The organism is Kribbella qitaiheensis (assembly GCF_042657745.1).
GTDB classification, from domain to species: Bacteria; Actinomycetota; Actinomycetes; order Propionibacteriales; family Kribbellaceae; genus Kribbella; species Kribbella qitaiheensis.
In genome coordinates, this window is the sequence record NZ_JBHSKE010000012.1 from 62,925 (window position 1) to 85,745 (window position 22,821).

Below are 22,821 nucleotides of genomic sequence, written 5' to 3' on the forward strand. Positions count from 1 at the left end.
CCCGGCTGTCCGAGCAGTACTGCTAACGCAGCGAGGTGGCCGCGACCGTGTCCAGCGCCTGCTGGAGCAGCGGGTTCGTCCTGGCGCTGCCCGCCTTGGACTTCGGCAGCGGTACCGCCTTGCCGTCCACCGGGCCCTTGACCGGGTAGACCGACAGCTCCTCCGGCAGCGGCGTGGTCCCGCAGACCTGGTCCTTGCCGGGCAGTTCGCCGGTGAAGACGAACTTGTCCCCGATCGCCTCGGCGCACGACGACGCCGAGCCGACGTACTGGCCGTGCTGGCCCTCGTCGTCGATCGCGACGAACCGGGTGGCCTGCTTGGAGTCGTTGTGGGTGCGCAGCGATCCCTCGTACGCCGTGGCCGGGTCGAGCTCGCCCTGGATGATCAGCATCCGCGGCGATCCCTTCAGGTCCAGCTTCCGGTCCTGCGGGGCGTAGTTCCAGAACGCACACATCGGGACGCCGTTCATGTAGCCGAAGAAGCTGTACTTCTTGGCCATCCGGTCGGCTTCCTTCAGGTAGAAGTTCGGGTCCTTGTTCCAGGCGGTGTCGTTGCAGCGGACCGTGGTACCAATCGCGCCGAGGTTGACCGGCTGGTCACCCGAGGTGGCCGTGGCCGCCTCGGCCCGGGCATCCGCCATCACGTCCTTCAGCGAGTCCACCTGCGCCGCGGCAACGGTCGCCGGAGAGGCAGCCGCCGAGACGCCGTACCGGGCGCGGAGCGCGGCCAGGGTGTCGTACGCCTGCAGGTTCGGGGCGAGCCGCGCCCAGGCCCGGTCGACGTGCGCGAGCTCGACCTCGCCCGAGTCCGACGGGTCCTTGGTGAACTCGTCGTGCACCAGGATGTCGAGCGTCGCCCGGATGAACCGGGTGTTGCCGTAGATCGCGCTGTAGATCAAACCGTCCAGGTTGTCACCGCGGACCGAGCTCTCGCCGGCCTTGACCAGCGTGGTCAGCGACGCGCGGATCCCGTTGTACTTCGCGGTCACCTGCGCCGGCGTCTTGCCCAGGCCGGTGATCTGGTCGGCGTGCCGGGCGATCCACGGGAACAACTGGGTGTCGCGCCGGCGCTGGCCGGAGAACGGGTCGAAGTTCACGTTGTCCCACTGGGTGTGGGTCCAGTCCATGTTCGAGTCGAGCACGAACCGGCCGACCTTCGACGGGTAGGTGTCGGCGTACCAGCCGCCGAGCCAGGTGCCGTAGCTGTAGCCGATGAAGTTCAGCTGACGGGCCTTGAAGAGGGCCCGGAGGAAGTCCATGTCGTACACGGTCTGCTGGCTGCTGACGAACTGGCCGAACTCGGTCGCGGCGCAGGCGTCGGCCTGCAGCTTGGCCTCGGCCACCTCGACCTTGTGGGTCAGCTTGGTGCGCTCCTTGTAGTCCGGCGTCACCGGCAGCGCATTGAGCGCCTCTGCGGTGGTGATGCACTGCAGCGGGGTGCTGGCGCCGAAACCGCGCGGGTCGAAGCCCACCAGGTCGAAATCGCTGAACAGCTGCGGCTTGTCCGCGGCTAATGCGGCCGAGAGCGAGAGACCGGCGCCACCCGGGCCACCGGGGTTCGTGGTCATCAGGCCCTTGGAGGTGCCGGTGGCCTGGCTGTAGGCGATGGCGACCTGGACGTCCGGGTGCGCGTCCGGGTTGGCCCAGTCCATCGGCACGTTGACCTTGGCGCAGTTGGTGGTGGGCGCCTGCGGGTAGAGCCGCCTGACCGCGGCATCGAACGAGCAGACCGACCACGTGATCGGCTGGTCGAGGTACCGCTGCGGGATCGAGGGCGTCGGCGGATCCTTCGGAGCGGCCGCCGAGGCCGTGGTGGTGGCCAGCAAGGGAACTACCAAGGCGAGGGCGGCTGCCATCGCGAGCATGCGAGGTTTCTTCACAGTGCAACCCCTGTGTCATTACAGGCGGACAGGATGCTGCAACCTATGACGCCGGAAGGATCGGGTTCCAGGTCTCAGGCCGACGTCAAGGGCAAACCCGCGACTACAACTCGTAAACGGTGAAGATGGTGCAGTAGACCGGCGGGGACTCCAGCCCCGGGTAATAGAGCCGCCCGGCGTCGTCGGTGATCTTGAAATAGGCGGTCGAGGCCCCTACCTGGGACGGCGCCTGCAGCCTCATCCGCACCGTTACCACGTCACCTGGTACGGCGTCCGGAATCCTCGCGCGAGCCGGGGATCGCAACCAGCCGGGGGCACCGGCCGCGCCCTGCCGGGTCAGCCATCGGCCGCGCCAGGGGCGTTCGCCGCTGTTGCGGAGCTCCCAGGTCTTCTCGAACTCCTGGTCCCGGCACACCTGGGTCCCGTCGGGCACGGTCTCCCCCGCGAGCTCGGCCCGGTCCTCCGGATGGTGGTCGGCCGGCACGGACCCGCCCAGCAGGACGGGGTGATGCACCGGATCCCTCCGACGCAGGTCCCGCATCGACATGTCCTTGCCCGCTCGCACGGCCGCGTCGAGCTCCACCACCTGGTTGACCAGGGCACTGCCCGCGCCGAAGGAGTCGTCGTACCACTCGATCAGTTCACGGCTGGGCTTCGTGTGCCCGCGTTCGACCCGGGAGAGGTGGCCCTTGTCCCAGCCGGACAGGGCGGCCGCGCGGGTCAACGGCACCCCCGCGGCCTCGCGTAACTCCCGCATCCGGCAGCCGATCACGTACCGCGCTTGTGCTGGCCTCACGGTGGACTCCCCGGCGTTACTCGTTCACAGAGACTACCTGCTGATCGTTACTCGCTTTCGTTGCCCACTGCGACAACACGATGACCCTCTGATTCTCTGGCGAGTAGTGCCAGATCGCCAAGGACCCGCCCCTCTCCGAGCGAAAAGGAACAGTCATCATGCGGACCGCCCTCCTCCGTACCGTCGCCAGACTCACCGCCACCACCCTGCTCGGCGGCCTCGCCGTGGCCGGCGGCGCGGCTCTGCCCGCGCACGCCGCCACCGGCACCGTCGTTACCGACAGCGGAGCCGGAGTGACCATTCGCTCCGGCAACGCGACCAGTTTCAGCGCCGTCGGCACCCAGCCGAACGGCCCCGTCGAGATCGACTGCCAGATCTACGGCGAGCCCGTCACCGGCAAGTACGGCCGCAGCCTGATCTGGGACCACGTGCCCGGCAAGGGCTACATCTCCGACTCCTACGTCAACACCGGCAGCAGCGGCCTGGTCGCGCCGCTCTGCACCTCCAACCCGCGGGCCGACAAGGCCATCGCCTGGTACGCCGCCCGCAACGGGTCCACCGCGTTCCAGGGCTACTGCGAGATGGCGGCCGAGAACTCGTACGGCAAGACCGCCATCTGGCCCTCGGCCAAGGCGGACTGGAACGACGCCGTGGCCCGCGGGGTCGCCCACCGCGGTGACCTCAACCCACCCAAGGGAGCCCTCGTCTTCTGGGACCTCGCCGCGCCGTACGGGCACGTCGGAGTAGCCCGGGGCGACGGCTACTTCTGGGCTACCAGCGTCGGCGGCAAGATCGGCCTGGCCAAACTCCCCTACTTCTCCAGCTACCTCGGCTGGGCCTGGCCGAACTTCTGATCCCCATCAGCCCTTGGTACTGGAGCACCCGGGTGCGACCGCCCCTCAAGCGCCCGGGTGCTTCGCCAGCTCTTCCATCCGGTCGAGCCAGTCGGACACCAACGCTCGATAGAGAGCTTCGTTCTGGATCGGCAGGTCATGGTTGGCCCGATCCAGTACTACGTACGTGGCGCGCGGGTAGTCGTCGAGCAGCGGCCACGCATCGGCGTAGCCCGTGATGGCGTCCTGCCGACCGGTGACGATCAGGGTCGGGGCCTCCAACCGCGCGGACGGCTCGACGCTCAGGGCATAGCCGTTGCGCTGGATCGCGCCGAGGAAGTCGAGATCGGCCTGTTCCTCAGCCGGCAGGTAGTACCTCTCCTGCTTGTCCCGATGCGCCTCGTCAAACCCTTCAGGCATCGGCCAGTACTCCGGGAGCGTGCGCTTGTCGCGATCCACGATGACACCGGGCACTCGAAGGAGCAGACCCAGGATGCGCGAGGGATCGCGGTGGATGATGCCGCGGGCGTGGAGTCCACCAGCCGAAGTACCTGCGAGCGCGAAGGGCTCACCGCCGACCAGGTCGTCGACCACCCGCGTCAGAACACCCAGCATGTCGTCCTGGTTCTTGATCCGGTCGTGCGAAGGGCTGTTGCCGGTGCCAGGTGGGTCGACGTAGATCCGTCGCCAATGAGGGTGCGTGTCAAAGACCGGCTCGTGGACGTCGCGTCCTTCGCCGTTGGCGTTTCCCCAGCCGGGCAGGAAGACGATCGGACGACCTTCGCCGTACGACTCGTAGTACACCGGGAGGTCATCGACGAGGCTGATCACCTGACCGACGCTACCTACTCCCCCGCCGGCTGGTCCTTGATTCTCTTCCCAGCAGAAGGCGGGCGCTCTCCCGAGCCTCGCTGGATCAGCGCGCACGGCAGCACGATGCGCTGCGGCGGCCGGGTGTCGGTGCCGGAGGTCCGGTCGAGCAGCAGGCGGGCCGCGGTCCGGCCGAGCTCGGCGATGTCGGAGGCAACGACCGTCACCGGGGTCGGGAGCATGTCGGCCAGCCGGAAGTCGTCGAACCCGACCACCGCCGGCTCGGCGTCCACCTCGCGCAGGGCCCGCAGTACGCCCTCGGTGAGAAAGTTGGTCGAGGCAAAGAAAGCGGTCGGCGGGTCGGGCCGGTGCATCAGCTCGCGAGTCGCCTTCTCGGCGGCCTCGGCGTTACCTTCCGGCAGCTGCACGACGAGGCTCTCGTCGACGTCGAGACCGGCCGCGCGATAAGCCCGGCGATAGCCGCGCAACCGCCGGCCGATGGTGTAGTACGACGGGGCGAGCAGGATCGCGATGCGCTCATGTCCCTGCTGCAGAAGGTGTTCCGCCGCGAGCCGGCCACCGCCTTCGTTGTCGACCATCACGATGTCCGCATCGATCCCGTGCGCGGGCCGATCCACGAAGACCACCGGAACCCCGGCGCTGGACAGGAACGAATGATCTCCCTGGTCCGGCACGATCATCAGGCCGGCCACCTGCCGCCCGACCAGTTCCTGGATCGCGCGCTTCTCCCCTTCGGGATCCTCGTCGACGCTGCCGAGCACCACCGCGAAGCCGACCTGGCCGGCGACCTCGAGCGACGACTTCGCGATCGTCGCGAAGAACGGGTTGGTCAGGTCGCCGAGCACCAGCGCCAGACTGGACGACTTCTTCCCGGGCCGGAGCGCGCGGGCGACCTCGTTGCGCTGGAAGCCCAGCGCGTCGATCGCGGCGCGCACCCGGCTCGCGGTCTCGTCCCGCACACCGGCGCCGCCATTCACCACTCGGGACACCGTGCCGAGTCCTACGCCGGCGCGCTTGGCCACGTCGATCATCGTCGGACGGCTGGGCTCCGGTTGTCTTGGAAACGTTTCGGACACAGGGTTGACTTCTCTCTCACGACACGGCATCGTCACACAACAATAACCCGTTGGAAACGTTACCATCCGGGAGGCAGGATGAATCGTGACGGACCCAGAGGCGGCCGCGGGCTAAGCCGAAACGCGGGCTCGGACGTGAAGGCGGCGTACCTGTTCATCGCGCCCGCGATCATCGGCTTCACGGTCTTCGTGGTGTATCCGCTGATCCGCTCGTTCTACCTCGCGCTGACCAAGTACAACGGCCTCACCGATCCGGTCTTCGTCGGCCTGGCGAACTTCCGCCGGCTGTTCACCGTCGACCCGGCGTTCTGGCCGTCGCTGCGCGCGACCGGGTACCTCGTGGTGCTCTACGTCCCGCTCTCGCTCGCCATCGGGCTGGCGCTCGCGATGTTCTGCAACCAGCGCTTCGCCGGTGTCCGGATCGTCAGGACGCTGGCCTACCTGCCGGTGGTGCTGCCCGCGGTCGCGACCATCACGCTCTGGAAGTTCATCCTCAATCCCCAGGTGGGCTTGCTGAACACCATCCTGGAGAAGCTGCATCTGCCGACCAGCAACTGGCTGCAGAGTCCGGCGATGTCGATGCCCTCGATCGTGATCGTGATGCTGTGGGGCGTCGGCGGCACGATGATCATCTTCCTGGCGGCGCTGCAGGCCGTGCCGACCGAGCTCTACGAAGCGGCCCGGGTCGACGGCGCCGGGCCGTACTCGGTGTTCCTCCGGATCACCCTGCCGATGATCAGCCCGATCATGCTGCTGCAGGTGATCCTGCAGACGACGGCCGCGCTGCAGACGTTCAACCAGCCGAAGATCCTCACCAACGGCGGACCCGGCTTCAGCACCAGCGTGCTGATGCTGTCGATCTACAACAACGGATTCTCCAACCTCGGCCGGGTTCCCCAGCTCGGGTACGCCTCCGCCCAGGTGTGGGTGCTGTTCATCCTGATCATCGCCGTGATCGCCTTGACCGCGAAGTTCTCCTCGCTCTGGACCTACAGTGACAACACTCCCGACTGAAACCGCGGATCCGCCGAGCGCGGCCGAGGCCGCCGCACTCACCGAGACCAGCACCAGGAGCCCGGCTCCCCCTGGCCGGCGACGACCTGCCGGTACGGCGTCGTGGTACGTGATCGCGCTGTTCATCAGTTCGGTGATGGTCGTCCCGCTGCTGTGGATGATCACCATCGGCCTGAAGAGCGGGACCGCCGTGTTCGAGGTGCCGCCGAGGTTGCTGCCGCACGAGTTCAAGTGGAGCAACTTCGTCGACGGCCCGCAGGCGATCCACTTCCCGCGGCTGCTGCTGAACTCCACCATCATCACCGTGCTCAGCGTGCTCGGCGGCGTGATGACCGCGATGATGGCGGGCTACGCGCTGGCCCGGTTGCGATTCCCCGGACGGAAGCTCTGGTTCTACCTGTTCGTCGGCAGCATGCTGCTGCCCGGCGTGGTCGGCCTGATCCCGCTGTTCCAGCTGTACAAGAGCATCGGCTGGTACGACACCTGGCTGCCGCTGATCGTGCCGGCCTTCTTCGGCGGCAACCCGCTGTTCATCTTCCTGGCCCGGCAGTACTTCCTGGCCATCCCGTACTCGATCGACGAGGCGGCCAAGATCGACGGCGCCGGCCACTTCCGGATCTTCACCAGCGTGATGCTGCCGTTGACCCGGCCGGCCTGGATCACGATGGCGATCCTGGCCTTCCAGGCGTCCTGGAACGACTTCCTGAACCCGCTGGTCTACCTGTACTCCTCGGAGAAGTGGCCGCTGTCGGTCGGGATGGCGTCGTTCATCTCGCCGTTCGCCGGGCAGACGCCGAACTGGAGCTACTACATGGCCACCAACCTGCTCTACATGCTGCCGCCGCTGATCATCTTCTTCGCCGCGCAGCGCTACTTCATCCAGGGCCTCGGCTCACTGGGCAGCACCACTCAGAAGTAACCCCGAACCCCTGAGGAGCACAGCTGTGAAGAGGATCATCGGTACCACCCTGGCGTGCGCCGGGTTGCTGACGGCAACGGCCTGCGGCGGATCGGACAGCGGCGGCGACGCCGACGGACCGGTCACCGTGACCGTGATGACGTGGGAGTCGCCGGAGACCAACGCCGCGATCAAGAAGGCGCTGGAAGGGTTCAAGGACGACAAGATCACCGTGCAGCTGATCGACACCCCGAGCGGCGGGTACGGCGACAAGCTCGCCTCGCTGACCCAGGCGAAGAAGCTCCCGGACCTGTTCTGGTGCGGCAACGACACAGAGCAGCAGTACACCTCGCAGGGCTTGCTGGTGGACTGGTCGAAGCGCATCGCCGACGGTGACGGCGACTTCAAGGCCGACAAGTTCGTCGCCTCCGCGATGGAGAACTGGAAGACGGCCGACGGCCAGATGGGCGGCCTGCCGTCGCTGATGAACACCTACGGGGTCTGGTACAACCTCGACGCCTTCAAGGCGGCCGGCATCCCCGAGCCCAAGGCCGGCTGGACCTGGGACGACATGTACGCCGCCGCCGGCAAGCTCGCCAACAAGGGCGGCGCGAAGTACGGGCTGGTCGCGGACCAGCTCACCTCCGCCGACGCCCCCTTCACGATGAGCCTGTACTCCGTGTCCGCGGGCGGGGCGCCGTTCACCGACAACGTGAACCACCCGACCAAGGCCGAGGCGGACGACAAGTACACCGAGGGCGTGAGCAAGCTCGCCGAGGCGATCAAGTCCGGCGCCGTCGCCCCGCCCGGGTACGACGCGTCGAACGTGCCGGCGCTGTTCTCCGGTGGCAAGGTGCCGATGATGTTCGGCGGCCAGTGGCTCGCGGCCGGGTTCCAGACGGACAAGCCGAAGATCAAGTACGGCTTCGCCCCGTTCCCGCAGGTGACCACCCCGACCACTCTGTACGACTCGGTCGGCATCTGCACCCCGCAGTACACGGCGAACGAGGACTCGACGTACAAGGTGCTGCAGTACCTGAACACCAAGGTGTGGGACGCCGTACTGCCGGCCGCGCCGGTCGCTCCCCCGGCGTACACCCCGGCGCAGGAGAGCTACTTCACCGCGCTGACGAAGTCGGACCAGACGACCGTCGTCGACACGGTGAAGGCGGACCTCGCCGCCGAGAAGACGGTCGGCGTCCGCTTCACCACCCAGTGGTCCTCGCAGGTGGGCGACCTGACCACGGCGATGTACCAGCCGATCCTGAGCGGCAAGAAGCCGGTCAGCGACCTGCAGGCCTACGTCGGCAAGATCAACGACCTGATCAAGTCGCAGGGGTAACCACCGTTGCGTCCGAAGAACCGAGGGCTATGGCGCACGGTTCTTCGGACGCAAACTTCTAGACAGCCTGCCAGAGGGAGAGGGCGAAGCGGTCCTCGGAGTCCGTCCACCAGGCGCCGGAGGTGAAGCCGGCCTTGTCGAGCTCGGCCTCGACGCCGTGCCGGTGGAACTTCGCGGACACCTCGGTGCTGAGCTCCTCGCCCTCGGCGAATTCCACCTCGAGCCGGATCTCCGGGATCAGCACCCGCATCGCCCGGTCGGCCCGCAGGTGCATCTCGATCCACTCGTTGTCGGCGTCCCAGATCGCCACATGGCTGAACGCGTCCACGTCGAAGTCCGCGCCGAGCTGCCGGTTCAGCACCCGCAGGACGTTCCGGTTGAACTCGGCCGTCACGCCCCCGCTGTCGTCGTACGCCGCGACCAGGGTGGCCGGGTCCTTCACCAGGTCGGTGCCGAGCAGCAACCACTCCCCCGGCTCCAGTACCCCGCGGACGGACTCGTAGAAGTCGGCGCGCTCGTCAGGCAGCAGGTTCCCGATCGTGCCGCCGAGGAACGCGACGACCCGGGGAGCCTCGCCCGGAAGCTTGTCCAAGTGCTCGGTGAAGTCGCCGACCACACCGTGCACGACCACGCTCGGATAGTCCGTGGTGATCGCCGCGGCCGCGTCGCGCAGCGCCGACTCCGAGACGTCCAGCGGTACGAACGTGGTCAGCGTGCCGTGGTCCCGCAGGCCGTCGAGCAGCAGCCTGGTCTTCTCCGACGAGCCGGAGCCGAGCTCGACCAGGGTGTGCGCGCCGGTCAGCTCGGCGATCTCGTGCGACCGGGCCTGCAGGATCTCCCGCTCGGCCCGGGTCGGGTAGTACTCCGGCAGCCGGGTGATCTGCTCGAACAGCTCACTACCGCGGGCGTCGTAGAACCACTTGGGCGCAAGCCACTTCGGCTCCGCGGTCAACCCGGCCCGGGCATCCGCCCGCAGCGCGCGAGCGGCGTAGTCCGGGGTGAGGTGGATATCGATCTCGGGGTCGATCAGGGTCCCCTGACCGGGGCGGTGGGGTGGGGTCAGAGAGTGCACTGTCGTCCTTCCATCGGAGGCTGCTCCGGTCCGGGAGCAAAGGGGGTGGCAGGAAATGAGGGGTTGCTGGTGTCGAGCGGAGTGATGGCGAGGGTGGTGGAAGTTGCTAGGAGCAAGGAATGGTCCGGTACTTCTTCCCAGCCGTCGGAGGTCCAGGGCTCCGAGCTGACTGCCACGGAGTCCGTGGTGCGCCGGACCCAGAGCGAGTGTGTCCAGGTGGTGGCGACGAGTTGCTCGCCGTCTGTCAGCAGCACGTTCAGCCGGGACTCGGGCGCCGCCGCTGCGACCTCGCGCACGACTGACGCGACCGCCTCGGCCGCGGGCGATCCGGAGTACAGGCGGTCCTGGACGAGGGCCCAGAGCAACGCCGAGTCCATCGGGGCGTCGAGCGTGAGGAGCTCGGAGACGGGCAGCGCCTCGGCGAGCTTCGAGATCGAGCCGGGCCAGCCGCTGATCAGCCCGTTGTGGCTGAACAACCACTGGTCCCGCACGAACGGCGCCACCGCCGACTCGGTCAGCGGCGATCCCACCGTCCCGTTCCGCACTGCGGCCAGCACCGCGCCCGACTGGATCGACCGAGCCAGGCCCGGTAACGACTCGTCCGCCCAGATCGGCACACTCCGCCGATACCGCACCGGAGCAGCCCCGTCGCCGTACCAGCCGAGGCCGAAGCCGTCGGCGTTGACCGAGCCGCCGCCGCGCATGTCGGACGGAGCCCAGCTCTGGCGGTAGAGCGAGTGCGGCGGCTCCAGCACCAGCGACGCCAGGGACACCGGCGGGCCGAGGTAGGCCAGATGACGACACATCAGAGAACTCCCCATGAATCTGTGCGGCAGGTCACTGGGCCACCTCCTCCGGCCGGGGATCCCGGGCACAGCGGAAACCGGCGAAGATCTGCCGGCGGATCGGGTAGTCCCAGTTGCGGAAGGTGCCGCGGGCAACCACCTCGTCCGTGCCGAAGGACCCGCCGCGTAGCATCTTGTAGTCGCTCCCGAAGAAGACCAGCGAGTACTCGTCGTACGGGAAAGCGCGGAATCCGGGGTACGGCTTGAAGTCGCTGCTCGTCCACTCCCAGACGTCGCCGATCAGCTGCTCGACGCCGAGCGGCGACGCGCCTGCCGGGTAGGCCCCGATCGGTGCCGGGCGGAGATGACGCTGACCGAGGTTCGCGTGCTGCGGGCCCGCGCTCTCGTCGCCCCAGGGGAAGCGCCGCGTCCGCCCGGTCGCCGGGTCGAACCGCGCGGCCATCTCCCACTCCTCCTCGGTCGGCAGCCGCTTGCCCGCCCAGCGCGCATACGCCTCGGCCTCGTAGAAGCAGACGTGCATGACCAGCTCGTCTAGCGGCAGCAGCTCGCGATGGCCGAAGCGGGTCCGGAGCCAGTTGCCGTCGACGAGTTCCCAGAAGCGCGGCGCGACGAGCGAGGCCTTCTGCACATGCGCCCAACCGGCCTCGGACCACCATTGCGGGTCCTGGTAGCCGCCGCCGGTCACGAACTTCAGATAGTCCCCGTTGCTCACCGGCGCCGTGTCGATCACATACGGCGCGACGTGCACCGGGTGCGCGGGTCGCTCGTTGTCGAGCGCCCACGGCTCGATCGACGTGCCCATCTCGAACACCCCACCCGGCACCAGCACTTCGGACCGCGCCAGCCGTCGCCCGGCGGGTGGAGCCGGAGCGTCGAGCACCGGAGCACCCGTGCGGAGCTGGTGCGTTGCCAGCATCGTCTCGTCGTGCTGCTGTTCGTGCTGCACGATCATGCCGAACGCGAAGGCGTTGTCGACCAGCTCGCGACCGCCGCTGAACTTCACGTGATCGAGCACGTCGAGCACCTTGTCGCGGACCTCGACGACGTACTCGCGGGTCTCGGTGGGACCGAGCAGCGGCAGCGACGGCCGATCCGCCCGGGCGTGCATGAACGCGTCGTACAGCTCGTCGATGTCCTGGCGGACCGGCTCACGGCCGCCGACGTCACGGACCAGCCAGAGTTCCTCCTGGTTGCCGATGTGCGCGTAGTCCCAGACCAGCGGCGACATCAGCCGGGAGTGCTGCCGGACCAGGTCGTCGGTGTCGACCGCGTCGGTCAGCTGGACGGTCCGGCCGCGCGAGCGTTCCAGCTGCGCAGCCACGAACGAGCGCAGCTCCTCGGCGGTCAGGTCGGACAACTGGTGGTTCATGATGCTCGCCTTCTCTGGGTGTCGTCGACGATGCAGTGCAGTCGGGTGCCGACCTCGGTGATCAGGTCCTGATCCACGCCGGTGCGGCTCAATGCCTCGGTGCCCAGCTCGACCACGTCACGCGCGGTCTGCAGGACCAGCTTGTCGTCCAGCCCTTCCCGGGCGGCCGGGAACCAGCGCCCGGCCGACGGCTCGGCCGCGGCCAGTGCCTGGTCGATCAGCGCGGGGTCGGACATCAACGCGGTCAGCAGGAGGGTCGGCGCGATCCACCCGTCCCCCTGCTGCGCGTCCAGGTAGCGCACCTCGAGATACCCGCGCGGCCGGACCGGCGGGAACAAGGTGGACAGGTGATACACGAGGTCGTCGTACGTCGGTCTGCCGCCGGCCGGATCTCCGACGGCCAGGTCACTGCCGACGAGGGCGCCATCCGCCCAGGCGCCGAACGTGAGACCGGCAGGAGCGTCCCAGGTATCGCCCCGACGCAGGCAGAGCACGGGCGCATCCATCGCGGTCCGGGCCCACGCCTCGGCCGGGTCGCCGTCGAGCGGAGGTGGCTCCGTGAAGGGCGCACACGTGCCGAAGGTCGCTTCGGTCCGGGCCGACGCCCAGCCGGTGTCGGAGCCCGCCCGTTGCCGGGAGTTCGCGAACAGAGCGACCAGGGCCGGACCGAGATTGTGCAGTGCTCGCCAACGGAGGGCGGTCTGGTCCTTCTCGCCGGCGTCGAGGCAGACCTGCAGGCCGGCCGTGCTGCACATCATCCGCGGGCCATGCGGGCCGAGCTGCCCGAAGGCACGCTCCATCGCGGCGTAGCGCGGGACGGTGAGGATGCGGCGGGGCGGGCGGAAGGCGTCGAGACCGTGGGCACCGGGCTCCAGGTCTTCGGTGGCGAGAAGGGAGAAGAGTTCCGCGGCATCTGCGGCGGTGTCCTCGATCAGCCTGGGCACGGAGGCCGAGGCGGGGCCGGAGATCTCCACCTGGCCACCCGGCTCCACCGTGACCAGAGCACCCCGGCTCAGTGGCAGCTGCGGGCTGCCCCGGACCAGAGTGGCGGGCGCGTGCACGCCCAGGGCCTTGCTGAGTTGTCCGGCATCGAGAGGCCGGTGCGGATCGTCCGCATGGTGCACCGTCCACTCCAGCTCGACGCCGTGCAGCTGGGGAGGTCCGTGCTTGAAACACACCATCGCGACGTAACCCTCAGCCTCCACGCGGGAGCCGATCGGAGTCGTCGCCGGGAAGTCGCCGGGCGCGGTCACGTCAGCGAACCTAACCGCGGCCCTGGGTACGGACAACCGATAGCGGGTTACCCCTCGATGACGTCAGCCACCGGGCGGCGCCCGTCCAACACTGTGTCGAAGTCATGGTCGACATAGTGCCGCCGCCCACCGACAATATTCCGCGCCCGATCTTTTCGGCCGATCCCGGCGGGGTCCGTCCGCCGCGGAGTCCCGGCGGGCTGACGCGGGATCGCCCGGTCGCGATTTCCGCTCTCAGCGAAATACCGGCCGAGCCGATGCCGGTGGCCGGCATCCGGATCACCCGGGTAGGAAGGACGGATGCAGACCTATGACGTCGTTGTGATCGGCGCCGGAGCGATGGGCTCCGCGGCCGCCCGCGCCCTGGCCGCGGCCGACCGTGAGGTGCTGGTCCTTGAGCAGTACGAGCTCGGGCACCACCGTGGCGGTTCGCACGGTGGCACGAGACTCTTCCGGCTGGCGATCGACGACGAGGCCGAACTCCTCCGGGCCGAGCAGTCACGAGCCTTGTGGGACGAGCTGGAGAGCGAGACCGGCGTACGGATGCTCGATCTCGTCGGAGGCGTCGACCACGGCGTGGACGAGCACCAGGTCCGGGAGTTCGAGGACCAGTTCAGGCGGCACGGCATCGACCACGAGGTGCTCGATCCGGCGGAGGCGACCGAGCGCTGGCCCGGGATGCGGTTCGAGACGAAGGTGCTCTATCAGCCCGGGTCGGGACGCGCGCTGGCCGACCAGGCGCTGATCGCGATCCGCGAGTCGGCCCGGACCCTCGGAGTGGAGTTCCGCCCGAACTGCCCGGTCACCGAGCTCAAGCTGGCTGGTTCGGCCGACGGTCTAGTGGACCTGGAGACGCCCGGGGGCGAAGTACGGGCTCGTCAGGTGGTGGTGACTGCCGGGCCGTGGGCGCCGCGGATTCTCGGTGGTCAGCTCGAGTTGCCGGCGATCACCGTGTCGCAGGAGCAGCCGCGGTTCTTCGCGCCGCTCGACGCGGACAGCGCCTGGCCGGTCTTCGTGCACCGGCGCCGCGGCGCTGATCCCCTCGACGCCGCCACGGCCTACGGAGTGTTCGAGGAGGGTCATGGGGTGAAGGTCGGCATGCACGCGACCGGCGCGGTGATCGACCTGGACCAGCGGGACTTCGCGGTCGAACCCAAACGTGACGCTGCGCTGATCGCTTACGTCCGCGACTGGTTCCCGGGAGTGGATGTGACGCGGTCGGAGGCCATCAGCTGCCTCTACGACAACACCGAGCGCGGTGACTTCGTGATCGACCGCCGCGGACCGATCAGCGTGGCGACGGGGTTCCACGGCGAGGGGTTCAAGTTCGTGCCGCTCGTCGCCCGCTATCTGTCCGAACTGGTCACCGGGACGGCTTCTCCGCCGGCCACCTTCGCGCTCTGAGAACTGCGAACCCGCGGGCAGCCGGCACACGGGTTCACGTTGGGAAGGGCGTAGACGAAGCAGCAGGACGTGCGGATCTGCTGGTCGAGACTGAGGTGGAACGCCTCCGCGGCAGTCGCCGCCAGGAGGGCTTCCTCGGGCACCCGCATCGCTCCCCGAAGCTCGTCCTCCACAGCACCGAGTCGCTGCCGCGAGCTGAGCTTCACTCCCGGCCGGTAGCTATCGGTGAAAGCCCTGGTGTGCGACTCGACCTGCTCGACCGCTTTGGTCAATGACACAACCTCACGAGACAGCAGAGCCACATCAGTCGGGTAGTGGGCAGTCGGGTGCCGCCGGAACGCCAGAGACTCCGGTGACACGTCCGGCGAGACCCCGGTGAGCGCTGTCGCCAGACCGGCCACGATGGACGGCACCGAGACGTACCACATCAGCACGAACATGGCGGCCACCTGCACCGGCGCCTCGATGTCGTACTCGCGCCCGTAGTCGTCCTCCAGCGCCTTGCGCCACTCGTACGTCGGGTCGCCGCCGTTCTGCTGGTCCGCGAGGAGTTCGGCGCAGGAGATCCACTCGGGCCCCGGCAGGGCGGACGCGGTACGGACGGACAGCCAGGACACCTCCCCGTCCAGCATGTCCGCGAGGCGCCCCGCGGTGTACGTCATACGGTCAGCCTACGGTCGGGTCGGTAGGCAACCACCACTGAGCCGCCTGGGTAGGGTCGGGGTATGACGGCTTTGGAGCGCTGGCATGTCGGGCCCTGGACGACGCGCGGGACGTTGCCGGGTGAGCCGCTGGAGCCGGGGCGGAAGCGGACGCCGGACGAGCTGAACTTCGATGTCGTCGGGCTGGCGCGCATCCTCGGCCGTCGGCTGTCCGGACGCGAGGAGCTCCAGGTCCGCCTCTGGCAGAACGAACTCCGCCCCACCCACACCCGCCGCTGCGGCGTACACACGCTCGCGGATCCCGACAACTCGCGCCTGCTCGCCGAGACCGCCCAGGAGGCGCTCGCCTGGCTGGCCTCCCGAGCGCCCGAGGGCTACGAGTTCGTCCTTACCGACGCGGTCTACCTGCGCCCGCTGACGGAGTTGGCCGCCGAGATCGTCACGGTCGACGCGGTCATCCAGCTCGCCGCCGAGCGCGGAGATGCCCTCCCGGCCGACCGCCTGGCCGCTTCCCAGGTACGTCGCTCTTCGGCGGGCGAGTGGTTCGCCGGCGACGCGGTCTGCAACTGGTCCGGCCCGTACCCGACCGCCGAAGAAGCAGCCGACGCGATCCGGGCCGCCCGGGTAGAACTGACAAACCAGCTGACCGAAGCCGGCCACCCTGACCTCGCGGCAACCTTCTCCCGCTGGTCAGACGTTCACGTCGAACCCGCCGCCTAGGTCCAGCTCGCGACGAAGTAGCCGACGCCGTACGGTGCGGTGTGGTGGGTGAGGTTGCCCTGGAGCGGGGTGGTCGCGGTTGCGCCAGCCAGGACTTGCCAGGGAGCTCGGCCGGCAGCTTGGAGAGTCGTCGCCAGGTCTGGGTCCAGCGCGGACAAGGTCGTGGTGTCGGCCAGGTCCAGGGCGGCGGCGACGGTGGTATCGAAGATCTCGGCACGGGGGTGAAGGTGCACCGGGGAGTGTTCGCTGCGGCGGGCCGAGCCGTCCCCCATCACCAGCAGGGCCACCCGTTCATTGCCATGGGCAAGCTCTTGCCCCAGTACCAGACAGGCGGCCGGAGTTTCGTCGGCAGCGACCGTGATCGAGAGCCGGGGAAGGCCCACCGCCTTGCTCTGATTGACGAGCCAAGCGCCCATCGTGAGCGAGAGCGGCAGCACCGGATCGCCGGAGCCCACCTGTACGCCGGGGGCGCCGTACGGGCCGAACGTGCCGCCGGCGGACGCGTCGTACCGGGTGCCGGTGGTGGGCCCGGATCCGACGATCACGAGGGTGTCGGCGTCGGCGAGTTGGTCGATGGCGGCAAGGCAGGCGGCCCGTAGGTCGTCGAGCTCGGCGGCGGCTCCACTGGCGACCTCGGGAACCAGGAGCGGCGGATGCGGGCAGACCGCGGCGCTGACGATGGGCACGACGTCAACCGTAGTCGAGGCTCTCAGCGGGCCCGCAGGTAGCGCATGAAGAGGTATCCGTCGTCCGACCCGAGCACCGACCTCAACTCCAACCGCCGGGCGATCGTCGAGATGGGGCCGGCCGTGATGCGACCCGCACCCGGGCCGGCCAGCAGCGGCGCCAGCGACAGGCACATCTCGTCCACCAGATCCGCCTCGGTGAGCGCACCCAGCAGATGCGGCCCACCCTCCGACAGGATCTGCGGCAGCCCCCGCTCGGCCAGGGCGGCCACAGCCGTGGGGAGATCGACAGACGTCTCGCCACAGATCAGTACGTCGGCCACCTCGGCAAGCGCTTCGCGGCGGTCGGGCGGCGCCGCGGCGTGCGTGATCACGACGGGCCGGATCGGCGCCTGCGCGAACACCGGGTTGATCGGGTTCAGGTCGAGCCGGGACGAGACGATCGCCAGTGTCGGGTTCTCAGGCAGACCGTTCGCCTGCCGCCACTCCCGGCGTTTGGCGCTGAGCCGGAGCGGGTTGTACCCCTCGGCCCGGACGGTCCCGGCGCCAACCAGGATCACGTCGCTGAGCATCCGGAGCTTGCCGAACAGCTCCTGGTCCGCCTGGTTCGACAGCGACTTCGACTGACCGTCGATCTCCACCGCGCCGTCGATGCTGCAGACGAAGTTGCTCCGCAGATAGGGCATCGAGCGATCGTCGACCTGGTACTCCGCGATCAGCTCGTCCTCGGTCAGATCGGCCAACTGATGCATCAAGCCAGGCTCCTTCGGGTTCCAGCGGGCTGCCCGGCACCCCGCAGTACTGCGACCAGGTCCAGCGCCTGCCGGGCCGCAGGGACATCGTGCACCCGGAAGACCCGGGCGCCCAGCCAGGCGGAGACCGTCAGCGCGGCGAGTGTCCCGGAGCCTCGCTGCCCCGGTGGCAGGTCGAGGGTCTCGCCGATGAAGTCCTTGTTCGAGACGGCCACCAGCACCGGCCAGCCGGTCGCCGCGAGCTCGTCCAGCCGGCGGGTCAGCTCGAGCGACTGCAGGGTGTTCTTGCCGAAGTCGTGGGTCGGGTCGATGAGGATCCCGTCCGGCCTGACCCCCGCGGCAACGGCCCGCTCGGCGAGCGCCGTGGTCGTGCGGATCACGTCGGCCACCACGTCGTCGTACGCCATCCGGTGCGGGTCGGTCCGCGGGGTGAGCCCGCCGACGTGGCTGCACACGAGCCCGGTCCCGTACTCCGCGGCGGCGGCCGGGATGTCGGGATCGGCGCCGGCCCAGGTGTCGTTGATGAGGTCCGCTCCGGCTGCTCCGACCCGGCGGGCGACTCCGCTGCGGTACGTGTCGACGCTGATCACCAGGTCCGGGTGCCGCTTGCGGATCCCCGCCACGAAGTCGACCGTGCGCCGGAGTTCCTCGTCCTCGCTGACGGGCTCGCCGTAGCCGGCCTTGACCCCGCCGATGTCCACCAGGTCCGCGCCGTCGGCGACCGCCCGATCGATCGCTTCGTACGCCGCTTCGGTGGCGTAGGTGGCGCCACGGTCGAAGAAGGAGTCCGGCGTCCGGTTCACGATCGCCATCACCGCGAACTCCGCCGGTCCGAACGACCGCCGCCCCAACCGCAGTACTCCGGGCTCGTCAGCGTCCTGGTGGTCGGGCACGGTTCGACTCTATCCAGCGGCTCCCGCCCGGTCGGCCCGGGCCGGGGTGAACCCGGCGCGGACTTTGTTCCTTGAACGGATGAACTAATTCGCCGGAGCGCTGCACGATGACCCACATATCCTATAGGATCTGGTCTGCCAGATCGAACACAGCCAGAACGGGTCTTCATGCCACGCTTCACCGAGTTCGAGACGTATGACGTCCGCTTCCCCACCTCACTGGACCTGGACGGCTCCGACGCGATGAACGCCGACCCGGACTACTCCGCGGCGTACCTGATCCTGCGCACCGACACCGGCGACGGCCTCGAAGGACACGGATTCGCCTTCACCATCGGCCGCGGCAACGACGTCCAGACGGCCGCGATCGAGGCGCTCCGCGACCACGTCATCGGCCTGGACGTGGACGAGACCCTGAACGACCTGGGCGGCTTCTGGAAGTCTCTGGTGCACGACTCGCAACTGCGCTGGCTCGGCCCGGAGAAGGGCGTGATGCACATGGCGATCGGGGCGGTGGTGAACGCCGTTTGGGACCTGGCCGCCAAGCGCGCCGGAGTACCGCTGTGGAAGCTGCTGGCCGACCTCTCCCCCGAGCAGATCGTCGACCTGCTCGACTTCCGGTACCTGTCGGACGCGCTCACCCGCGAGGAGGCGCTGGAGATCCTGTACGCCGCTGTGCCGGGTCGCGCCGAGCGGGAGAAGTCGCTGCGCGAGCGGGGCTACCCGGCGTACACGACCACGCCCGGCTGGCTCGGGTACGACGACGCCAAGCTGGTGCGCCTCTGCCACGAGGCGGTGGCCGAGGGGTTCACCCAGATCAAGCTGAAGGTCGGCGCGAACCTCGACGACGACATCCGCCGGATGCGGCTGGCGCGTGAGGCGGTCGGCCCGGACATCCGGATCGCGATCGACGCGAACCAGCGCTGGGACGTGGCCGAGGCGATCATCTGGATCGAGGCGCTGAAGCCGCACGACGTGTGGTGGGTCGAGGAGCCGACCAGCCCCGACGACATCCTCGGCCACGCGGCGATCGCCCAGGCCGTCGCGCCGGTCCGGGTGGCCACCGGTGAGCACGTGCAGAACCGGGTGGTCTTCAAGCAGATGCTGCAGGCCGGGTCCCTGTCGTTCCTGCAGATCGACGCGGCCCGGGTCGCAGGGGTGAACGAGAACATCGCGATCCTGCTGCTGGCGGCGAAGTTCGGCGTACCGGTGTGTCCGCACGCGGGCGGGGTCGGGCTGTGCGAACTGGTGCAACACCTGTCGATGTTCGACCTCGTGGCGGTCAGTGGTTCGACCGAGAATCGCGTGATCGAGTTTGTCGACCACCTGCACGAGCACTTCCTCGAACCGGTGGCGATCAAGGACGGGCACTACGTCACGCCGACGCAGCCGGGCTTCAGCGCGGAGATGGATGCCGAGACACTGTGTGACTTCCGGTACCCGACTGGCAAGATCTGGACTGACCTGACGAAGGAGAGCGTGAAGTGACGGATTTCGCCGGCCTGCGGGCCGTGGTGACCGGAGGAGCCTCGGGGATCGGTCTGGCGGCCGCCTCGTTGCTGGCCGAGCGAGGTGCCCAGGTGGTCGTCTTCGACCTGAAGCCGGACGTGCCCGCGCCGCTGACCGGGATCGCCGCGGACGTGAGCGACGACAGTTCCATCCGGGACGCCGTCTCCGCGGCCGCTCTGCAACTCGGCGGGATCGACATCCTGGTGAACAACGCCGGGATCGGCGCCCAGGGCACCGTCGCGGACAACGACGACGACGAGTGGCACCGCGTCCTCGACGTGAACGTCGTCGGCATCGCCCGCGTCACCCGGGCGACGCTTCCCTATCTGCGTCGCTCGTCGGCCGCCGCGATCGTCAACACCTGCTCGATCGCCGCTGTCGCCGGTCTCCCGAACCGTGCGCTCTACAGCGCCAGCAAGGGCGCAGTACTGGCTCTGACCATGGCGATGGCCGCTGACCACGTCCGCGAAGGCATCCGGGTCAACTGCGTGAATCCAGGCACCGCCGACACTCCGTGGGTCGGCCGGCTGCTCGATGTGGCATCCGACCCGGCCGCCGAGCGCGCTGCGCTGGAGGCCCGGCAGCCGATGGGCCGGCTCGTCACCGCCGAGGAGGTCGCTGCGGCGATCGTCTACCTGGCGAGCCCGCTGTCAGCCTCGACCACCGGTACTGCGCTCGCGGTCGACGGCGGCATGCAGAACCTGCGCCTGCCGGCAGCCCGGTCATGAAGCTCTTCGCGGACGACTCGCGAATCGGACTCGGTGGTGCTCCACTAGCCGGGTTGTTCACGCCGGTCGGCGATGCCGAGGCCGCCGCGACCGTACAGGCCGCGTGGGACGAAGGCTGGCGGTACTTCGACACGGCACCGCATTACGGCCTCGGTCTGGCTGAGGAGCGCCTGGGTGCTGGGCTCGCTGGGAAGCCACGCGACGAGTACGTGCTGTCGAGCAAGGTCGGCCGGATCATCTACGAAGCGGACACCGACGCTACCGACGACGAAGGCTTCGCAGTCACCTCCCGACGACGCCGCCGCTGGGACTTCAGCCGCGACGGCGTTCTGCAGAGCATCGAGGACTCCCTGCGCCGCATCGGCACGGACCGCCTCGACGTCGTCTTCGTCCACGACCCCGACGACCACTACGAAGAAGCCGTCGCCACCGCCTTCCCGACCCTGATCGAACTCCGCGACCAGGGCGTCATCGGCGCCATCGGCTCCGGCATGAACCAGACCGCGATGCTCACCCGCTTCGTCCGCGAGGTGGACATCGACGCCATCATGCTCGCCGGCCGCTACACCCTGTTGGACCCCGACGGCCTGGACGACATCCTCCCCGCCTGCGTCGAGAACAACGTCCAGGTAGTTGCCGTAGGCATCTTCAACTCCGGATTGTTGTCACAACCCCGCCCGGCCGCAGACGCCACCTTCAACTACGCCCCCGCGCCTGCTCCCCTGGTGGACAAGGCCAACCAACTAGCCGACATCTGCGAATCCCACGGCGTAACCCTCCCCGCAGTAGCCCTCAACTTCCCCCTCCACCACCCCGCAGTAGCCGGCATCGCAGTCGGCTGCCGCACCCCCTCCGAAGTCCACACCAACGCCGCCCTCTCCCGGGTGGAAATCCCCACCGCCCTCTGGTCCGACCTCAAGTCGACCGACCTACTCCGCCCCGACGCCCCAACCCCCACCTAGCACTCCGCCCCACCCCGCTCCTCCGTCTCGCTCGGTGGTCGCCGGACGTGATCGGGCGGGCTACCGGGCCTCGCGAGCTGCTACGCCGGCATCCCTTCGCAAGATGCCCACCCGAGCTGGAACTCCGGCACAGCTGTACCGAACGACAGGAAGACGTCGCTAGCGATGACACCCTCCCGGCGTACCGACGTGATCGAGGGGCCGAGAGCACCTAGTACTTCCTGTTCTTCCGTACGCCGCTCACCTGCGACCACCCTCCCGGCTTCCCCGCATCCGCGCCACCCACCCCCGCAGGGCCACCCGTTGTCACCGAGCCGGGGACGGAGGAGCGCGTGGGCGGAGTACCAGGTCAGTAGGTTGCTCGGCCGCCGCTGATGTCGTAGACGGCGCCGGTGGAGAAGCTGCACTTGTCGGAGGTGAGCCAGGCGACTAGTTCGGCTACTTCTTCGGGGCGGCCGATGCGGTGCATGGGGATCAGAGCGGTGAGGCGGGCCAGCACCTCTGGGGCGGTGGCGGCGTTCATGGGGGTGTCGATCACAGCGGGGGCGATGACGTTGACCAGGATGCCGGTGGTGGCGAGTTCTTTGCCGAGGGACTTGGTCATCGCGATGACGGCCGCCTTGGAGGCGGAGTACGCGGAGAGGTTCGCGTTTCCGTCTTTGCCGGCCATGCTCGCGACGTTGACGATCCGCCCCCAGCCGTGTTCGCGCATGCCGGGGATCACAGCCCGGCACAGCTGAAAGGTCCCGCGGACGTTCACCGCGAACGTTTGATCCCAGTCGGCGGTCGAGACTTCCCACAGCGGTTGGTTCGGCCCGACGATCCCGGCGGAGTTGACCAGGATGTCGACTACGCCCAACCCAGCAACCGCCGACACGACGGCGTCCTCGTCGGTGATGTCCAAGACCACATCAGCACCGGCCGTGCGATCGAGGGTGACGACCTCGATCCCATCCGCCCGCAACCGCTCAACAGTCGCCAGCCCAAGCCCACTCACTCCGCCGGTCACCAGCGCACGTCGAGTCACAGCTACCCCTGTCTCGATGGTGGGCTCTCAGTATGTCGGACGCCTGCGCCAGGACCCGTCGCCCCACCACGGGCTTCTGGCGACAACTGGCGGCGAACTTGTGCACCAGTTGAGCAAGTCCTGGCGCCCGAAACACTCAACTGGTGCTCAAGGTCGGCCCTGGGACGCCGAAGCGGGACTTGGGACACCCCAGCGGGACCCCGGACACCGAAGTGGGACCCCGGACACGGAGTGGTCTGTCCGAGAGCCTGTTGCTCTTTGGTTGGCTGGCGTGGGATGCGGTCAGCTCGAGGTTCAGGTGTTGGGGGG

The 22,821-nt window shown here is 68.7% G+C and carries 22 protein-coding genes; 9 read left to right on the forward strand and 13 right to left on the reverse strand.

Annotated elements, in window-relative coordinates:
- Positions 1 to 22: 22 nt before the first annotated feature.
- Together ACFPJ1_RS12465 and ACFPJ1_RS12470 are read right to left on the reverse strand one after the other, a co-directional pair.
- Positions 23 to 1,879, reverse strand: coding sequence for an alpha/beta fold hydrolase (locus tag ACFPJ1_RS12465; protein ID WP_380103737.1), 1,857 nt, complete (start codon positions 1,877 to 1,879; stop codon positions 23 to 25).
- Between the two features lie 103 nt (positions 1,880 to 1,982).
- Positions 1,983 to 2,675, reverse strand: a complete 693-nt coding sequence (locus ACFPJ1_RS12470) for an NBR1-Ig-like domain-containing protein (RefSeq protein ID WP_380103738.1) — start codon at positions 2,673 to 2,675, stop codon at positions 1,983 to 1,985.
- A gap of 158 nt (positions 2,676 to 2,833) precedes the next feature.
- Here ACFPJ1_RS12470 and ACFPJ1_RS12475 point away from each other — a divergent pair, with 158 nt between their 5' ends.
- A complete protein-coding gene (locus ACFPJ1_RS12475) occupies positions 2,834 to 3,529 on the forward strand; it encodes an SH3 domain-containing protein (RefSeq protein ID WP_380103739.1) in 696 nt (231 codons plus the stop codon).
- Positions 3,530 to 3,574: 45 nt separating this feature from the next.
- Here ACFPJ1_RS12475 and ACFPJ1_RS12480 read toward each other — a convergent pair whose 3' ends face one another.
- Together ACFPJ1_RS12480 and ACFPJ1_RS12485 are read right to left on the reverse strand one after the other, a co-directional pair.
- Entirely contained in the window at positions 3,575 to 4,339 is a 765-nt protein-coding gene (locus ACFPJ1_RS12480) for an alpha/beta fold hydrolase (RefSeq protein ID WP_380103740.1), read from the reverse strand.
- Between the two features lie 14 nt (positions 4,340 to 4,353).
- Positions 4,354 to 5,370 (reverse strand): LacI family DNA-binding transcriptional regulator, encoded by a 1,017-nt coding sequence (locus ACFPJ1_RS12485; protein WP_380103741.1) that lies wholly within the window; start codon positions 5,368 to 5,370, stop codon positions 4,354 to 4,356.
- Positions 5,371 to 5,493: 123 nt separating this feature from the next.
- On the opposite strand from ACFPJ1_RS12485, the gene ACFPJ1_RS12490 reads away from it, so the two are divergent.
- The 3 genes from ACFPJ1_RS12490 to ACFPJ1_RS12500 are packed head-to-tail and all read left to right on the forward strand — an operon-like array spanning position 5,494 to position 8,669.
- Positions 5,494 to 6,429, forward strand: a complete 936-nt coding sequence (locus ACFPJ1_RS12490) for a carbohydrate ABC transporter permease (RefSeq protein WP_380103742.1) — start codon at positions 5,494 to 5,496, stop codon at positions 6,427 to 6,429.
- Positions 6,410 to 7,348, forward strand: coding sequence for a carbohydrate ABC transporter permease (locus ACFPJ1_RS12495; protein ID WP_380103743.1), 939 nt, complete (start codon positions 6,410 to 6,412; stop codon positions 7,346 to 7,348). Before ACFPJ1_RS12490 ends, ACFPJ1_RS12495 begins: the two co-directional genes overlap by 20 nt.
- 25 nt (positions 7,349 to 7,373) lie before the next feature.
- Positions 7,374 to 8,669 (forward strand): ABC transporter substrate-binding protein, encoded by a 1,296-nt coding sequence (locus ACFPJ1_RS12500; protein WP_380103744.1) that lies wholly within the window; start codon positions 7,374 to 7,376, stop codon positions 8,667 to 8,669.
- 58 nt (positions 8,670 to 8,727) lie between these two features.
- Here ACFPJ1_RS12500 and egtD read toward each other — a convergent pair whose 3' ends face one another.
- The 4 genes from egtD to ACFPJ1_RS12520 are packed head-to-tail and all read right to left on the reverse strand — an operon-like array spanning position 8,728 to position 13,169.
- Complete coding sequence (gene egtD, locus ACFPJ1_RS12505; RefSeq protein ID WP_380103745.1) at positions 8,728 to 9,741, reverse strand: L-histidine N(alpha)-methyltransferase; 1,014 nt, start codon at positions 9,739 to 9,741, stop codon at positions 8,728 to 8,730.
- A complete protein-coding gene (egtC, locus tag ACFPJ1_RS12510; RefSeq protein WP_380103746.1) occupies positions 9,729 to 10,547 on the reverse strand; it encodes an ergothioneine biosynthesis protein EgtC in 819 nt (272 codons plus the stop codon). The genes egtD and egtC overlap by 13 nt, the downstream gene beginning before the upstream one ends.
- 31 nt (positions 10,548 to 10,578) lie before the next feature.
- Complete coding sequence (gene egtB / locus ACFPJ1_RS12515; RefSeq protein WP_380103747.1) at positions 10,579 to 11,916, reverse strand: ergothioneine biosynthesis protein EgtB; 1,338 nt, start codon at positions 11,914 to 11,916, stop codon at positions 10,579 to 10,581.
- Positions 11,913 to 13,169 carry a glutamate-cysteine ligase family protein gene (locus ACFPJ1_RS12520; RefSeq protein ID WP_380103748.1) on the reverse strand — a complete coding sequence of 419 codons (1,257 nt, stop codon included), beginning with the start codon at positions 13,167 to 13,169 and terminating at the stop codon, positions 11,913 to 11,915. Before ACFPJ1_RS12520 ends, egtB begins: the two co-directional genes overlap by 4 nt.
- Positions 13,170 to 13,469: 300 nt before the next feature.
- Here ACFPJ1_RS12520 and ACFPJ1_RS12525 point away from each other — a divergent pair, with 300 nt between their 5' ends.
- A complete protein-coding gene (locus ACFPJ1_RS12525) occupies positions 13,470 to 14,573 on the forward strand; it encodes an FAD-dependent oxidoreductase (RefSeq protein WP_380103749.1) in 1,104 nt (367 codons plus the stop codon).
- Here the strand turns inward: ACFPJ1_RS12525 and ACFPJ1_RS12530 are convergent.
- Positions 14,516 to 15,235 (reverse strand): (2Fe-2S)-binding protein, encoded by a 720-nt coding sequence (locus tag ACFPJ1_RS12530; RefSeq protein WP_380103750.1) that lies wholly within the window; start codon positions 15,233 to 15,235, stop codon positions 14,516 to 14,518. The two genes, ACFPJ1_RS12525 and ACFPJ1_RS12530, sit on opposite strands and share 58 nt — an antisense overlap.
- Positions 15,236 to 15,298: 63 nt before the next feature.
- Between ACFPJ1_RS12530 and ACFPJ1_RS12535 the strand changes: the two genes are divergently transcribed.
- Positions 15,299 to 15,955 carry a hypothetical protein gene (locus tag ACFPJ1_RS12535; protein ID WP_380103751.1) on the forward strand — a complete coding sequence of 219 codons (657 nt, stop codon included), beginning with the start codon at positions 15,299 to 15,301 and terminating at the stop codon, positions 15,953 to 15,955.
- Here the strand turns inward: ACFPJ1_RS12535 and ACFPJ1_RS12540 are convergent.
- The 3 genes from ACFPJ1_RS12540 to folP are packed head-to-tail and all read right to left on the reverse strand — an operon-like array spanning position 15,952 to position 18,205.
- Complete coding sequence (locus ACFPJ1_RS12540; RefSeq protein ID WP_380103752.1) at positions 15,952 to 16,641, reverse strand: class III extradiol dioxygenase subunit B-like domain-containing protein; 690 nt, start codon at positions 16,639 to 16,641, stop codon at positions 15,952 to 15,954. The two genes, ACFPJ1_RS12535 and ACFPJ1_RS12540, sit on opposite strands and share 4 nt — an antisense overlap.
- 23 nt (positions 16,642 to 16,664) lie before the next feature.
- A complete protein-coding gene (locus ACFPJ1_RS12545) occupies positions 16,665 to 17,393 on the reverse strand; it encodes a pyrimidine reductase family protein (protein ID WP_380103753.1) in 729 nt (242 codons plus the stop codon).
- Entirely contained in the window at positions 17,393 to 18,205 is an 813-nt protein-coding gene (gene folP, locus ACFPJ1_RS12550; protein ID WP_380103760.1) for a dihydropteroate synthase, read from the reverse strand. The genes ACFPJ1_RS12545 and folP overlap by 1 nt, the downstream gene beginning before the upstream one ends.
- Before the next feature lie 249 nt (positions 18,206 to 18,454).
- Here folP and ACFPJ1_RS12555 point away from each other — a divergent pair, with 249 nt between their 5' ends.
- Genes ACFPJ1_RS12555 through ACFPJ1_RS12565 form a run of 3 tightly spaced genes read left to right on the forward strand, consistent with a single transcriptional unit; the run spans position 18,455 to position 21,485 of the window.
- Positions 18,455 to 19,774 carry an L-fuconate dehydratase gene (locus tag ACFPJ1_RS12555; RefSeq protein WP_380103754.1) on the forward strand — a complete coding sequence of 440 codons (1,320 nt, stop codon included), beginning with the start codon at positions 18,455 to 18,457 and terminating at the stop codon, positions 19,772 to 19,774.
- Entirely contained in the window at positions 19,771 to 20,523 is a 753-nt protein-coding gene (locus ACFPJ1_RS12560) for an SDR family NAD(P)-dependent oxidoreductase (RefSeq protein ID WP_380103755.1), read from the forward strand. The genes ACFPJ1_RS12555 and ACFPJ1_RS12560 overlap by 4 nt, the downstream gene beginning before the upstream one ends.
- Positions 20,520 to 21,485 (forward strand): aldo/keto reductase, encoded by a 966-nt coding sequence (locus ACFPJ1_RS12565; RefSeq protein WP_380103756.1) that lies wholly within the window; start codon positions 20,520 to 20,522, stop codon positions 21,483 to 21,485. The genes ACFPJ1_RS12560 and ACFPJ1_RS12565 overlap by 4 nt, the downstream gene beginning before the upstream one ends.
- 349 nt (positions 21,486 to 21,834) lie before the next feature.
- On the opposite strand, the gene ACFPJ1_RS12570 is transcribed toward ACFPJ1_RS12565, so the two are convergent.
- Positions 21,835 to 22,512 (reverse strand): SDR family NAD(P)-dependent oxidoreductase, encoded by a 678-nt coding sequence (locus tag ACFPJ1_RS12570; protein WP_380103757.1) that lies wholly within the window; start codon positions 22,510 to 22,512, stop codon positions 21,835 to 21,837.
- Positions 22,513 to 22,821 lie beyond the last annotated feature (309 nt).

What these genes read in the sequence shown, in the direction of transcription:
- ACFPJ1_RS12475 (WP_380103739.1), top strand. Translation starts at nt 2,834, where the DNA reads ATGCGGACCGCCCTCCTCCGTACCGTCGCCAGACTCACCGCCACCACC.
- ACFPJ1_RS12485 (WP_380103741.1), bottom strand. Translation starts at nt 5,370, where the DNA reads ATGATCGACGTGGCCAAGCGCGCCGGCGTAGGACTCGGCACGGTGTCC.
- ACFPJ1_RS12490 (WP_380103742.1), top strand. Translation starts at nt 5,494, where the DNA reads ATGAATCGTGACGGACCCAGAGGCGGCCGCGGGCTAAGCCGAAACGCG.
- egtC (WP_380103746.1), bottom strand. Translation starts at nt 10,547, where the DNA reads ATGTGTCGTCATCTGGCCTACCTCGGCCCGCCGGTGTCCCTGGCGTCG.
- egtB (WP_380103747.1), bottom strand. Translation starts at nt 11,916, where the DNA reads ATGAACCACCAGTTGTCCGACCTGACCGCCGAGGAGCTGCGCTCGTTC.
- ACFPJ1_RS12525 (WP_380103749.1), top strand. Translation starts at nt 13,470, where the DNA reads ATGCAGACCTATGACGTCGTTGTGATCGGCGCCGGAGCGATGGGCTCC.
- ACFPJ1_RS12530 (WP_380103750.1), bottom strand. Translation starts at nt 15,235, where the DNA reads ATGACGTACACCGCGGGGCGCCTCGCGGACATGCTGGACGGGGAGGTG.
- ACFPJ1_RS12535 (WP_380103751.1), top strand. Translation starts at nt 15,299, where the DNA reads ATGACGGCTTTGGAGCGCTGGCATGTCGGGCCCTGGACGACGCGCGGG.
- ACFPJ1_RS12545 (WP_380103753.1), bottom strand. Translation starts at nt 17,393, where the DNA reads ATGCATCAGTTGGCCGATCTGACCGAGGACGAGCTGATCGCGGAGTAC.
- folP (WP_380103760.1), bottom strand. Translation starts at nt 18,205, where the DNA reads ATGGCGATCGTGAACCGGACGCCGGACTCCTTCTTCGACCGTGGCGCC.
- ACFPJ1_RS12555 (WP_380103754.1), top strand. Translation starts at nt 18,455, where the DNA reads ATGCCACGCTTCACCGAGTTCGAGACGTATGACGTCCGCTTCCCCACC.
- ACFPJ1_RS12565 (WP_380103756.1), top strand. Translation starts at nt 20,520, where the DNA reads ATGAAGCTCTTCGCGGACGACTCGCGAATCGGACTCGGTGGTGCTCCA.